This is a genomic window from Roseateles sp. P1_C6, assembly GCF_056406315.1.
Genome location: NZ_JBFUAK010000010.1, coordinates 261,116 through 276,255 on the forward strand (window position 1 = coordinate 261,116; position 15,140 = coordinate 276,255).

12 protein-coding genes and 1 riboswitch are annotated in these 15,140 nt (G+C 69.8%); of the genes, 11 read left to right on the plus strand and 1 reads right to left on the minus strand.

All coding sequences use genetic code 11. From position 1 onward, the window contains the following. The first annotated feature begins 103 nt into the window (after positions 1-103). From AC1D29_RS22445 to AC1D29_RS22460, 4 genes are read left to right on the plus strand one after another with little or no spacing between them, the layout of a single operon-like run. Positions 104-1,861, plus strand: coding sequence for a diguanylate cyclase domain-containing protein (locus AC1D29_RS22445; protein WP_477901590.1), 1,758 nt, complete (start codon positions 104-106; stop codon positions 1,859-1,861). Next, a complete protein-coding gene (locus AC1D29_RS22450; protein ID WP_477901592.1) occupies positions 1,845-2,936 on the plus strand; it encodes a DNA glycosylase AlkZ-like family protein in 1,092 nt (363 codons plus the stop codon). The genes AC1D29_RS22445 and AC1D29_RS22450 overlap by 17 nt, the downstream gene beginning before the upstream one ends. 12 nt (positions 2,937-2,948) lie before the next feature. Next, on the plus strand, positions 2,949-4,451 hold the full coding sequence (locus tag AC1D29_RS22455) for a hypothetical protein (RefSeq protein ID WP_477901594.1): 1,503 nt from the start codon (positions 2,949-2,951) through the stop codon (positions 4,449-4,451). A 4-nt stretch (positions 4,452-4,455) separates the two neighbouring features. Beyond that, the gene (locus AC1D29_RS22460; protein WP_477901596.1) at positions 4,456-5,685 is read left to right on the plus strand and encodes an MFS transporter; all 1,230 of its coding nucleotides are present in this window, start codon (positions 4,456-4,458) and stop codon (positions 5,683-5,685) included. Here AC1D29_RS22460 and AC1D29_RS22465 read toward each other — a convergent pair. Then, a complete protein-coding gene (locus AC1D29_RS22465) occupies positions 5,675-6,685 on the minus strand; it encodes an aldo/keto reductase (RefSeq protein WP_477901598.1) in 1,011 nt (336 codons plus the stop codon). The genes AC1D29_RS22460 and AC1D29_RS22465 overlap by 11 nt on opposite strands. Positions 6,686-6,842: 157 nt before the next feature. Between AC1D29_RS22465 and AC1D29_RS22470 the strand changes: the two genes are divergently transcribed. From AC1D29_RS22470 to AC1D29_RS22500, 7 genes are all read left to right on the plus strand, one after another. Further along, a complete protein-coding gene (locus AC1D29_RS22470; protein ID WP_477901600.1) occupies positions 6,843-7,748 on the plus strand; it encodes an AraC family transcriptional regulator in 906 nt (301 codons plus the stop codon). Between the two features lie 19 nt (positions 7,749-7,767). Next, a riboswitch (S-adenosyl-L-homocysteine riboswitch) is annotated at positions 7,768-7,850 on the plus strand. 75 nt (positions 7,851-7,925) lie between these two features. Then, on the plus strand, positions 7,926-9,338 hold the full coding sequence (gene ahcY, locus AC1D29_RS22475; protein WP_477901602.1) for an adenosylhomocysteinase: 1,413 nt from the start codon (positions 7,926-7,928) through the stop codon (positions 9,336-9,338). 6 nt (positions 9,339-9,344) lie between these two features. Further along, positions 9,345-10,091: a TlyA family RNA methyltransferase gene (locus AC1D29_RS22480; protein ID WP_477901604.1), complete on the plus strand. Its 747-nt coding sequence runs from the start codon at positions 9,345-9,347 to the stop codon at positions 10,089-10,091. After that, positions 10,088-10,924, plus strand: a complete 837-nt coding sequence (gene metF, locus AC1D29_RS22485; RefSeq protein ID WP_477901606.1) for a methylenetetrahydrofolate reductase [NAD(P)H] — start codon at positions 10,088-10,090, stop codon at positions 10,922-10,924. The genes AC1D29_RS22480 and metF overlap by 4 nt, the downstream gene beginning before the upstream one ends. An 82-nt stretch (positions 10,925-11,006) precedes the next feature. Next, on the plus strand, positions 11,007-13,295 hold the full coding sequence (locus tag AC1D29_RS22490) for a TonB-dependent receptor plug domain-containing protein (protein WP_477901608.1): 2,289 nt from the start codon (positions 11,007-11,009) through the stop codon (positions 13,293-13,295). Positions 13,296-13,315: 20 nt separating this feature from the next. After that, complete coding sequence (locus AC1D29_RS22495) at positions 13,316-13,780, plus strand: low molecular weight protein-tyrosine-phosphatase (RefSeq protein WP_477901610.1); 465 nt, start codon at positions 13,316-13,318, stop codon at positions 13,778-13,780. A gap of 174 nt (positions 13,781-13,954) precedes the next feature. Continuing rightward, positions 13,955-15,112, plus strand: coding sequence for a response regulator (locus tag AC1D29_RS22500; RefSeq protein WP_477901612.1), 1,158 nt, complete (start codon positions 13,955-13,957; stop codon positions 15,110-15,112). Positions 15,113-15,140 lie beyond the last annotated feature (28 nt).

Consider the following 15,140-nt stretch of genomic DNA (forward strand, 5'->3'; position numbering starts at 1 on the left):
CGCGCCACTGCCGAGGTGGGCCGCGGCCCCTGCGGCCTGCTAACCTGCGCCCGCCGCCGCCCCGGGGCCGTGGCGCCACCCCACCCCAACCGCGGAGCACCCCTTGCCGAAGAGGACGCTGTCCGACCGTCTGAGCCTGCGCAACCTGCTGACCCTGCCCTACGCGGTGCTGGTGCTGGCCCTGGTGCTGCTGATGGCCACCCTGTCCTGGCGCACCGGCCGCGACACGGTGGACACCTTGTCCGGCCAGCTGCTCGTCGAGGCGGTCAACCGCATCTCCGTGTCGCTGCAGCGCCATGTGGGCGGCGCCGACGCGGTGCTGGAGGCCGCCTTCCCGACCGGCGTGGTCGCGCCCGACGACCTGGAGCGCGAGACCGACGCGCTGCGCGCGCGCTTCTGGCTGGCCACCTCGGTGCACCGCGACCCGAACAACTATGTGTACTACGGCGATCGCCGGGGTCATTTCATCGGCCTGTGGCGCTTCTCGGAGCTGGAGGCCGAGCTGCGCCTGCGCACCGGCGGCGACGGCCCCCGCACCATCTACCGCCTGAGCGGCATCGGCGGCACGCTGCGCTCGCCCGTGACCGAGGAAAAGGTCTTCGAGCCGCGCGAGCGGCCCTGGTTCCAGGCGTCGCTGGCCCACCCGGCGCCACTGGGCTGGACGCCGGTGTATGTCGACTTCAAGACCCAGGACCTCGTCGTCACGCGCACCAAGCGCATCGGCAACGACGTCGGCGAGCCCGAGGGCGTGGCTGCCACCGACCTGCCGCTGGCGCAGGTCAACGCGCTGCTGTCGCGGCTGTCGCTGAGCGAGAACGCGGTGGCCATGCTGGTCGAGGGCGACGGCAAGCTGGTGGGCGTGTCACGCGGCCCGCACATGAAGACGCTGGCCGCCGGCCAGCACGAGCGGCTCAACGCCCAGCAAAGCCCCGACGCGCTGGTCGCCGGCGCCTTCGACGCGGTGCGCCAGCGCGGCACGCTGGCAGCGCAAGGCCTGGGCACGGCCCCGCGCACCTTCAGCTTCGAGGGCGAAGACGGCCGCGCCGTGCAGGTGGGCTATGCGCGCGTGGACCCGGCGCTGGGGCTGGACTGGCTCATCATTGCCGCCGTGCCGCGCGCGGACTTCCTGGGTGGCCTGCAACGCGGCTTCGTGCAAGCCGCCGTGCTGGCTGGCGTGGCCACGCTGGTGGCCCTGGGCCTGGGCTGGGCCGTGCTGGGCATCGTCACGCGCGAGCTGCGCCAGCTGGCCGAAGCCGCGCGGCGCGTCGGCGACGGCGTGCTGGACGAGCCGCCGGAGGTGCACCGCAACGACGAGCTGGGCGAGCTGGCACGCAGCTTTGCCGACATGCAAAGACGGCTGCTGACCGACCAGCTCACCGGGCTGTCCAACCGCAGCGCCATCCTGCGCCGCATCGAGGACCGCATCCTGCAGCAGCGCCGCCGCGGCGACCGCTGGCCGTTCGCCGTCATGTTCGTCGACTTCGACCGCTTCAAGACCATCAACGACCGCTTCGGCCACGGCGTGGGCGACGCGGTGCTGAAGGAGGTCGGCCAGCGGCTGCGCGGCGGCGTACGCATCGGCGACCTCGTCGCGCGCTACGCCGGCGACGAGTTCGTGCTGCTGCTGGAGTCCGTCGAGAACCGCGCCGACGCCGAGGCCGCGCGCGCCCACCTGGAGGCCGCGATGCGCGCACCGCTGGACAGCCTGGCGGGCGTCGCGCCACCCGACTTCCAGACGGCGGCCAGCTTCGGCATCGCCCTCTACCCCGACGACGGCCAGGACACCGAGACCCTGCTCAAGCACGCCGACGCCGACATGTACGCCCGCAAGCAACAGTCCGCCGATGCCGACCCCACTTGACCTTGCCGCGCTGCGCCGCCACGCCGTCGCGCGCAGCCTTTTCACACCCACCACGCTGCTGAAGGCCGTCGAGCGGCTGGGCGGCTTCGTGCAGGCCGACCCGCTGCGCGCCCCCGCCCGCGCGCAGGACCTGACGCTGCGCCACCGCGTCAAGGGCTACCAGGCCGGCGACCTGGAGCGCCGCTACCCGCGCCTGCCGCTGCAGGAAGACTTCTTCATCAACTACGGCTTCATCACGCCCGAGCTGCGCGCGCTGATGCACCCACGCACGACGCGCAACGTCTGGGACAAGCCGCGCTGGAAGCTCGCCAACGCCGTGCTGGCCGAGGTCGAACGGCTGGGCGACGCGCACCCCGCGGAGGTCGACGCCGCGCTGGGTCATGGGCCGGTGAAGAACTGGTTCGGCGGCAACAGCCGCTTGTCGACGGAGCTGCTGGACGGCCTGCACTACCGCGGCCGGCTGGACGTCGTGCGGCGCGACAGCGGCACGCGCGTCTACCGGCTGGCGCCCGACTGGCAGCCGCACGACGACCCGCAGGCCGCCATGGACGCGATGACCGACGTGCTGGTGCAGAAGTACGCGCCGCTGCCGGCCGGCAGCCTGTCGCAGCTCATCAACATGCTCTTCCATGCCACCCACCAATGGGAGGCGCTGCGCAAGCCCACCTTCGCCCGCGCCAAGGAGCGCCTCGCCCATGCCCGCGTCGACGGCGTCGACTGGTACTGGCCCGCCGACGAAGACCCGACGCGCGGCTGGCGCATCCCGTCGCAGGTGCGGCTGCTGGCGCCGTTCGACCCGGTCGTCTGGGACCGGCGCCGCTTCGAGCTGCTGTGGGGCTGGGCCTACCGCTTCGAGGCCTACACGCCGGCGGCCAAACGCGTGCGCGGCCACTACGCGCTGCCGCTGCTGTGGCGCGACCAGGTCATCGGCTGGGCCAATGCCAGCGTGAAGGGCGGGCGGCTGCTGGTGGACTGCGGCTACGTCGCCGGCCGCGCGCCGCGCGAAGCCGGGTACAAGGCCGCGCTGGACGAGGAACTGCAGCGCCTGCACGTCTTCCTCGGCCTCGCCGACTGAAAGGGAACCGCCATGCTCAGATTCTCCGCCCTGCTGCTGTCCGCCTGCGCACTCATGGGCACGGCCCAGGCCGACGAAGCGCGCACGGCCGCCGCCTTCCAGAAGCTGCGCAGCCAGCCCTGGCTGCTGCGCCAATTCATGGCCCAGTTCCCCAAGGGCGGCGACCTGCACAACCACCTGGACGGCAGCATCTACGCCGAGAACATCATTGCCTGGGCCAGCGCCGACGGGAAATGCGTGGACCCGGCCAGCGGCCAGATCAGCTTCCCGCCCTGCGACGCGGCGCGGCCGCCGATGAAGGAGCACGCCGCCGACAGCGCCCGCTACAGCCAGCTCGTCGATGCCTATTCGGTGCGCAACTACGAGCGCGGCGCCAAGTCCGGCCACGACCAGACCTTCGTCACCTTCGGCCGCTTCATCCCCGGCACCATCGGGCGCGAGGGCGACATGCTGCGCGAGGCCAGCAACCGCCGCGGCGCCGAGAACACGGTCTACCTGGAGCTGCTGCAGAGCTACGGCATGGACAAGGCGCGCGCGCTGGCGGCCGCCGAGCCCGGTGCCTTCAAGGCCGACCGACCGGCCGCCGACTGGGCCGGGCACCCCGCGCTGGCCCGCATCGTGGCCGACACCCGCGCCGAGCTGGACCGCCACGAGGCACGCTGGCGCGAGCTGTCGCACTGCGGCCAGGCCGCCGCCGAGCCGGGCTGCGGCGTCACCGTGCGCTACCTGGCGCAGGTCATCCGCACCTTCCCGCCCGAGCAGGTCAATGCGCAGATCGCGCTGGCCTTCCTGCTCGTCAAGGCCGACCCGCGCTATGTCGGCCTGAACCTGGTCGCCCCCGAGGACGACCCGAGCACACTGCGCCACTACCGCGAGCAGATGGCCGTCATCGGCGCGCTCGGCAAGCTCATGCCCGAGGTGCCGGTGAGCCTGCATGCCGGCGAGTTCGGCTTCGGCCTGGTGCCGCCCGAGGACTTCAGCGACCACATCCGCCAGGCGCTGACCGTGGCCGGCGCGCGCCGCATCGGCCATGGCGAGGCCATCGGCCTGGAGACCGGTGCGCTGGACACGCTGCGCGACATGGCCAAGCGCGGCGTGCTGGTGGAGATCAACCTGACCAGCAACGCCATCGTGCACGACCTGAAGGGCGAGCAGCATCCCTTCCTGCTGTACCGCCAGTTCGGCGTGCCCACGGCCTTGTCGGCAGACGACGAGGGCGTGTTCCGCATCGACCTGACGAACGAGTACCAGCGCGCGGCGGCCACCTACCCGACGCTGACCTACCGTGACTTCAAGCAGCTGTCGCGCAACGCGCTCCACTACAGCTTCGTCGCGGGCCAGCCGCTGCTGGCCGACACCGGCAGCGCCCGCTTCGTGCCGGCCTGCGCGGGCGAACGCGCGGGTGCCGAGCCCAAGAGCCCGCGCTGCCGCGACTTCCTCACCGCCCACACCAAGGCCCGCCTGCAATGGGACCTGGAGGCGCGTTTCACGCGCTTCGAGGCCCTGACCCACTGACTGCATGTTTCTGGACATCGGCCCGCTGCGCCGCAACACCGCCTTTCGACGCCTCTTCGCCAGCCAGTTCATCTCCGGCCTGGGCACCATGGTCAGCTATGTGGCCGTGCCCTGGCAGCTCTACCAGCTGACCCATTCCAACGCGCAGGTCGGCCTGCTGGGCCTGGTGCAGTTGATCCCCGTCGTCGTCTGCGGCCTGCTGGGCGGCGCGGTGGCGGACCGCGTGGACCGCAAGCGGCTGCTGATCGCGTCGGAGGCCTTGATGGCGCTGTGCCTGGCGGGCCTGCTGCTGAATGCGCTCGCCGCCGCGCCCAGCGTGCTGGCCATCTACGCGTTGGTGGCCGTGCTGCAAGGCGCCAGCGGCTTCCACCGGCCGGCGCTGGAGGCGTTGACGCAGAAGCTCGCGCGGCCCGAGGAGTTCGCGGCCGTGGCGGCGCTGTCGTCCGTGCGCGGCACCGTCGGCATGGTGGCCGGGCCGGCATTGGCCGGGCTGCTGCTGGCCCAGTGGGGCGCGGTCGGCGCCTACATCTTCGACTTCGTGACCTTCATCGCGGCGCTGCTCTTCATCGCCCGCATCCCGCGCGAAGCCATTGGCACGCTCGACGACCCCGGCGAGCGACCGCACCTGCTGGCCGACCTGGCCGAAGGCCTGCGCTTTGCGTGGGCGCGACCCGAGCTGATGGGCACCTACATCGTCGACATCGTCGCGATGGCCTTCGCCTTCCCGGTGGCGCTGTTCCCCGCCATGGCCGCGGCGGACGGGCGCACCGAATCGGTGGGCTGGCTGCTGTCGGCGATGTCGGTGGGCGCGCTGGTCATCGGCCTGTTCAGTGGCTGGACCGGCCGGGTCAGCCGCCACGGCCGCGCCGTCGTCATCGCCGCGGCCGTGTGGGCGCTGGGCATCGTGGCGCTGGGCTTTGCGCCCGGCCTGATGCTGGGCCTGGCCTGCCTGGCGGTGGCCGGCGCGGCCGACATGGTCAGCGGCGTGTTCCGCGGCACGATCTGGAACGAGACCATCCCGAACGCGCTGCGCGGGCGGCTGGCCGGCATCGAGATGATCAGCTACCTGACCGGCCCGCTTGTCGGCAATGCGCGCGCCGGCTTCATGGCCGACGCCTGGGGCGTGGCGCCGGCCATCTGGGTGGGTGGCGCGATCTGCCTGGTGGGCGTCGTCGCGACAGGCTTTGGCCTGCCGCGTTTCTGGGCCTACCGCAGCCCCGCCATCACACGTTGAGCGCGCCCATCTGCGCCGCAGGGTAGCGCGTGCCGGCCACCGCATGGGCGGCCAGCAGCGCCTGGATGCGCTCGCGCCGGCCGTCGTCGAAACGGACATGCGCCGCCAACGCGTTCTCGTCGAGCCGCGTGATGCTGCGCGTGCCCGGGATGGGGATGATGTCGTCGCCCTGGTCCAGCAGCCAGGCCAGCGCCAGCTGGGCGGGCGTGTAGCTCCACTCCTCGGCCAGCGCCCGCAGCGCGTCGGCCAGCGCCAAGTTGTGGTCCAGGTTCTCGCCCTGGAAGCGCGGGTGGATGCGGCGGCGGTCGTCGGGCGCCAGCTGCTCGGCCGAGCGGATCGCGCCGGTCAGGAAGCCGCGGCCCAGCGGGCTGTACGGCACCAGCGCAATGCCCAGCTCGCGGCAGGTCGGCAGCACCTCGGCTTCGACATCGCGACTCCACAGCGAATACTCGGTCTGCACCGCGGCGATGGGGTGCACGGCGTGGGCGCGGCGAATCGTCGCCGCCGAGGCCTCCGACAAACCCAGGTGCTTGACCTTGCCGGCCTTCACCAGCCCGGCCATCGCGCCGACCGTGTCCTCGATGGGCACGTTCTTGTCGACGCGGTGCTGGTAATAGAGATCGATGTGCTCGACGCCCAGGCGCCGCAGGCTGGCGTCGCAGGCTTCACGCACATAGGCCGGGCTGCCGTCGATGCGCAGCACCGCGCCGTCCGGCGCGCGCACGTTGCCGAACTTGGTCGCCAGCACGACGTCATCGCGCCGCAGCGCCAGCAGCTGGCCCAGCAGGCGCTCGTTGGCACCCACGCCGTACATGTCGGCCGTGTCGAGGAAGTTGATGCCGATGTCCAGCGCATGGTGCAGCACGGCCAGCGACTGCGCGTCGTCGGCCGGGCCATAGAAATCGGACATGCCCATGCAGCCCAGGCCCAGGGCCGAGACCTCGGGGCCGTGGGTGCCCAGGCGGCGGCGCGGCAGGTGTTGAGAGGGGGTGGTGGTCATCGCGGAACTCCTTGAATGAATCATCAACGGGATGACGAGAGCTTAGGAATCCCCACCCCGCTTCGCCCAGCACAAAGCTGGGGCATGCTTGCCTGATCCTCCGAGGCCATGCCCGGCGTTACACAAAACCCGCGTCAGCCTTTGCACAATGGGCCGCATGCCCCAAGACGACGACCTGCTGGCCCTGCGCGAACGCGCGATTGCACTGGCGCTGGCTCGTGCCGGCAGCGACGGCCTGCACGGCACCGCCCTGCCCTGGCTGCGGCTGATCCGCGCCAGCGCCCCGGCCCAGCCGGTGCCGGCCGTCTACGAGCCCGGCCTCGTCCTTGTGCTGCAGGGCCGCAAGCAGGCCCGGGTCGGTGACGCCGTCGTGCAGTACGACGCGATGCAATGCCTGCTCGTGCCGATGACCATGCTGCCGCGCGGCCAGGTCATGGAGGCCAGCCCCGCCAAGCCCTACGTCTGCCTGCGCCTGAGTTGCGAGACCCAGGCGCTGGCCGAACTGCTGCTTGACAGCGACACGCCGACGCAGGCGGACGACGGCGCGGCCGGCCTGCAGGTCGCACCCGTCACCGCGCCGCTGCTGGACGCGGCGCTGCGGCTGCTGCAGTTGCTGGACCACCCGCAGGACCTGAAGACGCTGGCACCGCTGCTGCAGCGCGAGATCCTGTATCGCGTGCTGACCGGGCCGCTGGGCCCGCGCCTGCGCACGCTGACCCACACCGACGGCGTCACGCGGCGTGTCGGTCGCGTCGTCGAACAGCTGTCGCGCCGCTTTGCCGAGCCACTGCGCATCGAGGAGCTGGCGGAGATCGCGCACATGAGCCCGTCGACGCTGCACCTGCGCTTCAAGCAGCTGACCGCCCTGTCGCCGCTGCAGTTCCAGAAGACGCTGAGGCTGCAGCAGGCCCGCAAGCTGATGCTGGGCGACGGCCTGGACGCCGCCAGCGCCGCGCACCGGGTGGGCTACGAGAGCCCGTCGCAGTTCAGCCGCGAGTACCGGCGCCTCTTCGGCACGCCGCCGCGTGAGGACATCTCACTTCTGCGTGCCAGCACCGGCTGACCTGCGCCTAGAATGCGCGTCTTCCGAGGAGCGTTGCAACCTCAGCACCTTTTGAGGCCAGGCTCGGAGATTTCACCCCCCCTGCAACCGCGCTCACCCGCTGGCCATCCGTGCCTGGGTGAGGTTTGATCCCCTCGCACGACCGCCAGCGGCTTCATTCGCTTGAAGGAGCCCTGCATGAGCACCACGAACCACATCGTCAAGGACCTGTCGCTGGCCGACTGGGGTCGCAAAGAGATCAAGATCGCCGAGCACGAGATGCCGGCGTTGATGGCCATCCGCAAGGAATACGCCGAGAGCCAGCCGCTGAAGGGCGCGCGCGTCACCGGCTCGCTGCACATGACCATCCAGACGGCCGTGCTGGTCGAGACGCTGCAGGCTCTCGGCGCGGAAGTGCGCTGGGCGTCGTGCAACATCTTCTCGACGCAAGACCACGCTGCCGCCGCGCTGGCCGCCGTCGGCACACCCGTGTTCGCCTACAAGGGCGAGACGCTGGAAGACTACTGGGACTACACGCACCGCATCTTCGAATTCGCGGATAAGGGCGCGGCGGGCGAAGGCCCCAACATGATCCTGGACGACGGCGGCGACGCAACGCTGCTGATGCACCTGGGCCAGAAGGCCGAGAAGGACCTCTCCGTGCTGGCCAACCCCGGCAGCGAGGAAGAGCGCATCCTGTTCGCGGCGATCAAGAAGAAGGTTGCTGAGGACGGCACCTGGTACACCCGCAAGAGCGCCGAGATCATCGGCGTGACGGAAGAGACGACCACGGGCGTGCACCGCCTGAAGGAAATGTCGGCCAAGGGCACGCTGCTGTTCCGCGCCATCAACGTCAACGACTCGGTCACCAAGAGCAAGTTCGACAACCTGTACGGCTGCCGTGAGTCGCTGGTGGACGGCATCAAGCGCGCGACCGACGTGATGGTGGCCGGCAAGATCGCCGTCGTGGCCGGCTACGGCGACGTGGGCAAGGGCTCGGCGCAGGCGCTGCGCGCGCTGTCGGCCCAGGTCTGGGTGACCGAGATCGACCCCATCTGCGCGCTGCAGGCGGCGATGGAAGGCTACCGCGTCGTGACGATGGAGTACGCCCAGGACAAGGCCGACATTTTCGTGACGACGACCGGCAACAAGAACGTCATCCGCCACGAGCACATGCTGGCGATGAAGAACAACGCCATCGTCTGCAACATCGGCCACTTCGACAACGAGATCGAGGTCGCCGCGCTCGAGAAGTACGAGTGGGAAGAGATCAAGCCGCAGGTCGACCACGTCATCTTCCCGGACGGCAAGCGGATCATCCTCTTGGCCAAGGGCCGCCTGGTGAACCTGGGCTGCGGCACGGGCCACCCGAGCTACGTGATGAGCTCCTCGTTCGCGAACCAGACGATCGCCCAGATCGAGCTGTACGCGCACAAGGACAACTACGCCGTCGGCCAGGTCTACGTGCTGCCCAAGCACCTGGACGAGAAGGTCGCGCGCCTGCAGCTGACCACGCTGAACGCGCAGCTGACCGAGCTGACCGAGGAGCAGGCGGCCTACATCGGCGTCAACAAGGCTGGTCCCTACAAGCCCGACGCGTACCGCTACTGACCTGACATGCGCGCTGACCAGCTCCTCGTCGCCCAGGGCCTTGCGCCGACCCGTTCGGTCGCGCAGCGCCTGATCTCGAACGGCGCTGCCGAATGGGCCTCGCCCACCGGCTGGGCCGCGCTGAAGAAGGCTGGCGAGGACCTGCCCGAGACGGCGCAGCTGCGCGTCACCGACGATGCGGAGCTGCGCTACGTGTCGCGCGGCGGGCTGAAGCTGGAAGGCGCGCTCAAGCACACCGGCTTCGACCCCGCCAGCCAGATCGTGCTGGACGTGGGCCAGAGCACCGGCGGCTTCACCGACTGCCTGCTGGCGCATGGTGCGCGGCACGTCGTCGGCGTGGACGTGGGCCATGGCCAGCTGCATGCGCGGCTGCAGGCCGACGCGCGCGTGTCGGCGCTGGAAGGCGTGCATGTGCGCGAGCTGGCCGTGCTGCGCCAGCACGCACCGACGGGCGGCTTCACGCTGATCGTCGGCGACCTGAGTTTCATTTCCATGATCGGCAGCCTCCCGGAGTTGCTGCCCTGGCTTGAAGTGCACGGCCACCTGCTCGTGCTCATCAAGCCGCAGTTCGAACTGGGGCCACAAGCCCTGGGCAAGGGCGGTCTCGTCAAGGACGAGGCCGACTACCCGCGACTGGAAGCCCGCGTGCGCCTGGCCTGCACGGCCCTGGGCCTCAAGGTGCTGGACTACTTCGACAGCCCCATCACCGGCGGTGATGGCAACCGCGAATTCTTCTTGTGGGCCTCCCGATGAGCACCCCTGTTTCCTTCGAATTTTTCCCGCCCAACACGCCGGTCGGCGTCGAGAAGCTCAAGACCGTCGTCCAAGACCTCGGCACCCTGTCGCCGCAGTACTTCAGCGTCACCTACGGCGCCGGCGGCTCCACGCGCGACAAGACGCTCTCCGCCGTGATGGACATCGCCGCGGCCGGCTTCGAGGCCGCGCCGCACCTGAGCTGCGTGGGCTCCACGCGCGAGAACATCGCCGAGATCCTGGCCACCTACCGCGCGCAGAACATCCACCGCGTCGTGGCGCTGCGCGGCGACCTGCCCAGCGGCACGGCCACGGCGGGCGAGTTCCGCTATGCGTCCGAGCTGGTGCGCTTCATCCGCGAGACCCAAGGGCCAGACTGGCACATCGAGGTGGCCGCCTACCCCGAGGTGCACCCGCAGCAGCGCTATGCGGCACGCGACCTGCAGCACTTCGTCGACAAGATGAGTGCCGGCGCCGACGGCGCGATCACGCAGTTCTTCTTCAACGCCGACGCGTACTTCCACTTCGTCGCCGAGGCGCGCAAGCTGGGCGTCACCCAGCCCATCGTGCCGGGCATCATGCCCTTCCACAACTACGGCCGCATCGCCCAGTTTGCGCAGCGCGACGGCATCGAGATCCCGCGCTGGGTGCAGATGAAGATGGAAGGCTTCATGGACGACACGGCCAGCATCCGCGCCTTCGGCCTGGATGTCGTCACGCAGCTCTGCGAGCGCCTGATCGCTGGCGGCGCGCCGGGCCTGCACTTCTACACGCTGAACCAATCGGCGCTGGCGCTGGAACTCTGCAAGCGCCTGGGCAAGACCGCCGCCTGACGCGCCCGCGGCGGCGCTCCGCTCATGTAAATGAGCGCTTTACATGGTTGGCCGGCGGGGGTGGCCCGCAGAATCCGCCGCCATGAGCCGCCTCCTCCTTGCGTTGGCAACGCTGTGTGCCAGCGCCTTGTGTGCGGCCCAGACCAAGCCCGCCCCCTCTCCCGCCGCGCCCGCCGCAGCGGCCGCCCCGGCGCCTGCCGCCAGCGGTGCCGGCAACCGGCTGGACCGCGTGGAGGTCAGCAGCGGCCCCACCGCCAACAGCCGGCGGCGCAACAGCACGGCCAGCAAGATCGTCATCGAGCGCGAGGACCTGGACCGTTACGGCGACACCGCGCTGGGTGACGTGCTGCGCCGCCTGCCGGGCGTGACCATCGGCGGCCGGCCGGGGCGCGGCGGCGACATCCGCATGCGCGGCCTGGGCAGCGGCTTCACGCAGATCCTCGTCGACGGCGAGCGCGCACCGGCCGGCTTCGCCGTGGAAGACCTGCCGCCCGACCAGGTCGAGCGCATCGAGATCTACCGCGCCCCGACCGCCGAGACGGGCGCGCGCGCCATTGCCGGCACCATCAACATCATCCTGCGCGAGCCGCTGGTGAAGGCCAACCACGAGCTGCGCTTCACGCTGGGCCAGGACCGCGGCGAGCCTCAGGCCGACTTCAGCTGGACGCGCAACCTGAAGTGGGGCGGCGCCAACGGCGACGAGTTCGTCGGCGCCTTCTCCACCAACGGCGGCCTGCACCGGCGCTTCAACAACATCGACTCGCACAACCGCGTCACCGACACCGAGACCGGCGAGGTCGTGGAGGAGACCGCGCAGATCGGCACCAGCATGGGCAACAGTGCCAACCTGAACGGCAACGCCCGGCTGCGCTGGAAGTACAGCGACACGTTGAGCTTCAACATCTCGCCGTTCTTCGCGCTGTCGCAAAGCGAGGGCAGCAGCCAGAACAATGCCGAGGGCACGCGCTTTCGCGACGCGCATGGCGAGACCGACGGCCGCATGCACAACCTGCGGCTCAACATGTCGGCCAACTACCGGCCCCAGGTCGGCGAAACCTGGGAGCTGCGCCTGGGCCGGGGCGGCTTCAAGAACACCGGCAACAGCCATCGCCGCGACACGCGGGCCTTCCAGGGTGTCACCACCGAACGCATCCAGGACGACCACAACGTCGTCGACGAGGACCAGACCAGCCTGGGCGGCAAGTGGAGCCTGAAGACGGCCCAGGAGCACCAGTGGGTGACCGGCATCGAGACCGAGCGCAGCCAGCGCACGCAGGTGCGCGACACGCTGGTCAACGGTGCCGTCATTCCCGGCCTGGTGAAGTTCGGCAACACGCTGGGCTCGCGCAACCAGCGCTTTGCGGCCTACACGCAGGACGAGTGGAGCCCGACCAAGCAGTGGTCGGTCTACGCCGGCATCCGCTACGAGCGCATCCAGACGACCGCCGATGCCGCAGGCACGCTGCCCGAGACGCGCAACGTGTCGCAGGTCACGTCGCCGCTGTTCCACCTGCTGTGGAAGCCCGAGGCCTTCCCCAAGGATCAGGTGCGCCTGAGCCTGACGCGCAGCTACCGCTCGCCCAACCTCAACGACCTGATCGCCCGCCCCAACATCAACGCCACCTACCCGGACGGGCCCAACTACCAGACCTATGCCGACCGCGCCGGCAACCCCGACCTGAAGCCGGAACTGGCCACCGGCATCGACCTGAGCCTGGAGCATTGGCTGCCCACCGGCGGCATCATCTCGGGCAGCGCCTTCGTGCGCGACATCAAGAGCCTGATCCGCAGCCAGGTGATGCTGGAGACCGTGTCCTGGGACACCTCGCAGCGCTGGGTCAGCCGCCCGCGCAACATGGAAGGCGCGCGCACGATGGGCCTGGAGTTCGAGGTCAAGGCGCGCATGGACGAGATCTGGGAGGACGCGCCGCCCGAGCTGCAGCTGATGCTGCTGCGCTTCAACATCGCCGTCTTCGACAGCAAGGTCAAGGGCATCCCCGGCGCCAACGCCCGCCTGGACCAGCAGCCGCGCGGCAGCCTGAACTTCGGCATCGACCACCGCTGGAAGGCGCTGGGCCAGAACTTCGGCAGCGGCTTCAACATCAACTACGTGCCGGCCAGCCGCGTGCAGCAGACCGAGACGCTGAGGCGCGAGGAAAGCGACCGCCGCCAGTTCGACGCCTATCTGTCCTGGGCCAGCGGCGCGGTGCGCGACGGCATCAACTGGCGGCTGTCCATGGCCAACCTGGTGCCGCGCGAAGCCACGTCGTCGTCCGAGGGCCTCGACGTCATCAACCACCGCCTGACCGAGAGCTGGTCGCGCAACAAGACCTTCCGGGTGGTCTCGCTGCGGGCCGACATGCGGTTCTAGCCGCCGCCGAGAATGCGGTGATGACCCGCCGCATCCTGTTCTTCTGCATGGGCAACATCTGCCGCAGCCCCACGGCCGAGGGCGTCATGCGCGCCAAGCTGGCCGCGGCCGGGCTGGACGTCGAGGTCGACTCCGCCGGCACGCACGGCTACCACGTCGGCGCGCCGCCGGACGAACGCAGCCAGGCGCACGCCGGCCTGCGCGGCTACGACCTGAGCGTCCTGCGCGCCCGCAAGCTGGTGGCCGAAGACTTCAGTCGCTTCGACCTCGTGCTGGCCATGGACGACGACAACCTCGCCCATGCCGAACGCTTGTGCCCACCCGCGCAACGTCATCGGCTGAAGCTGCTGCTGGACTACGCCCCCCACACCGGCCGTCGCCATGTGCCCGATCCCTACTACGGCGGCGCGGCCGGCTTCGACGAGGTGCTGGATCTGGTCGAGGCCGCGTGCGACGGGTTGATCGCGACCCTTCGAGCCCGCTGAGCTTCTTCGCGAGGGCGTCAGGCTGGTTCCCGCCGTTCCGCGTCGTCGCGCCGGGAAGGGCTAACCATCGGATAGGTGGACCAGGCCCGAGCGGTGGGTGTGTTCCTTGTTGTGGCCCCCTCCCGCATCAACTATTCTGGCCAGCCAGGTGCGACCGACACAAGGGAGAACCGCATGGCTGATCCAGACACCGGCGTTCGCAAGTTCAAGATCCTCGTCGTCGACGACACCGCCGACAACCTGGCCCTGATGGCCGGCCTGCTCAAGGACCGCTACCGGGTCAGCCTGTCCAGCAATGGCGAGAAGGCACTCAAGTTCGCCCATGACGCCGAGCCGCCGGACCTGATCCTGCTGGACATCATGATGCCGGGCATGTCCGGCACCGACGTCTGCGTGGCACTGAAGAGCGACCCGGCCACGCGGGAGATCCCGGTGATCTTCCTGACCAGCATGAGCGCCACCGAGGACGAGCAGCGCGGCCTGGAACTGGGCGCGGTGGACTTCATCACCAAGCCCGTCAATCCGCCCATCGTGCTGGCACGCATCGAGACTCATCTCAAGCTCAAGCTCGCGGCCGACTTCTTGCGTGACCAGAACAGCTTCCTGGAAGCCGAGGTCGCGAGGCGCTCGCGCGAGGTCGCTGCCGTCCAGGACGTGACGATTTTGGCGTTGGCGTCGATGGCCGAGACGCGCGACAACGAGACGGGCAACCACATCCGGCGCACACAGCACTACGTGAAGGTGCTGGCGGAGCACCTGCGCAGTCATCCGCGGTTCGAGAGCGCGCTGACGGACGCCTTCATCACCACGCTGTTCAAGTCGGCGCCGCTTCACGACATCGGCAAGATCGGCATTCCCGACCGCATCCTGCTCAAGCCCGGCAAGTTCGAACCGGAAGAGTTCGAGATCATGAAGACGCATTGCAGACTCGGGCGCGATGCGATCCAGCAGGCGGAAGACCGGCTGGGGCTGAAGGTGGAATTCCTGACCGTGGCCAAGGAGATCGCCTACGGCCATCAGGAAAAGTGGAATGGCTCCGGCTACCCGCAAGGCCTGTCGGGTGACGACATCCCGGTGTCGGCGCGGCTGATGGCCGTGGCCGACGTGTATGACGCGCTGATCAGCCGGCGCGTCTACAAGGAAGGCATGCCGCACGAGAAGGCCGAGCAGATCATGAAGGACGGCCGCGGCAGTCATTTCGATCCCGACATCCTCGACGCCTTCGTCGCCTGCGCCTGCACCTTCCGCGAGATCGCCGCGCGCTACGCCGACACGGATGCCGAGATCGCGCAGAAGGCGCAGGCGCTGGCCTTCATCGCCGATCAGCCTTGACGCGCCTCGCCTGGCTTGCGGTGGCGCA

Excerpts from the sequence above, each read along its gene's own strand:
- AC1D29_RS22450 (WP_477901592.1), top strand. The coding sequence starts at position 1,845 with ATGCCGACCCCACTTGACCTTGCCGCGCTGCGCCGCCACGCCGTCGCG.
- AC1D29_RS22455 (WP_477901594.1), top strand. The coding sequence starts at position 2,949 with ATGCTCAGATTCTCCGCCCTGCTGCTGTCCGCCTGCGCACTCATGGGC.
- AC1D29_RS22460 (WP_477901596.1), top strand. The coding sequence starts at position 4,456 with ATGTTTCTGGACATCGGCCCGCTGCGCCGCAACACCGCCTTTCGACGC.
- AC1D29_RS22465 (WP_477901598.1), bottom strand. The coding sequence starts at position 6,685 with ATGACCACCACCCCCTCTCAACACCTGCCGCGCCGCCGCCTGGGCACC.
- AC1D29_RS22470 (WP_477901600.1), top strand. The coding sequence starts at position 6,843 with ATGCCCCAAGACGACGACCTGCTGGCCCTGCGCGAACGCGCGATTGCA.
- ahcY (WP_477901602.1), top strand. The coding sequence starts at position 7,926 with ATGAGCACCACGAACCACATCGTCAAGGACCTGTCGCTGGCCGACTGG.
- AC1D29_RS22480 (WP_477901604.1), top strand. The coding sequence starts at position 9,345 with ATGCGCGCTGACCAGCTCCTCGTCGCCCAGGGCCTTGCGCCGACCCGT.
- metF (WP_477901606.1), top strand. The coding sequence starts at position 10,088 with ATGAGCACCCCTGTTTCCTTCGAATTTTTCCCGCCCAACACGCCGGTC.
- AC1D29_RS22490 (WP_477901608.1), top strand. The coding sequence starts at position 11,007 with ATGAGCCGCCTCCTCCTTGCGTTGGCAACGCTGTGTGCCAGCGCCTTG.
- AC1D29_RS22495 (WP_477901610.1), top strand. The coding sequence starts at position 13,316 with ATGACCCGCCGCATCCTGTTCTTCTGCATGGGCAACATCTGCCGCAGC.
- AC1D29_RS22500 (WP_477901612.1), top strand. The coding sequence starts at position 13,955 with ATGGCTGATCCAGACACCGGCGTTCGCAAGTTCAAGATCCTCGTCGTC.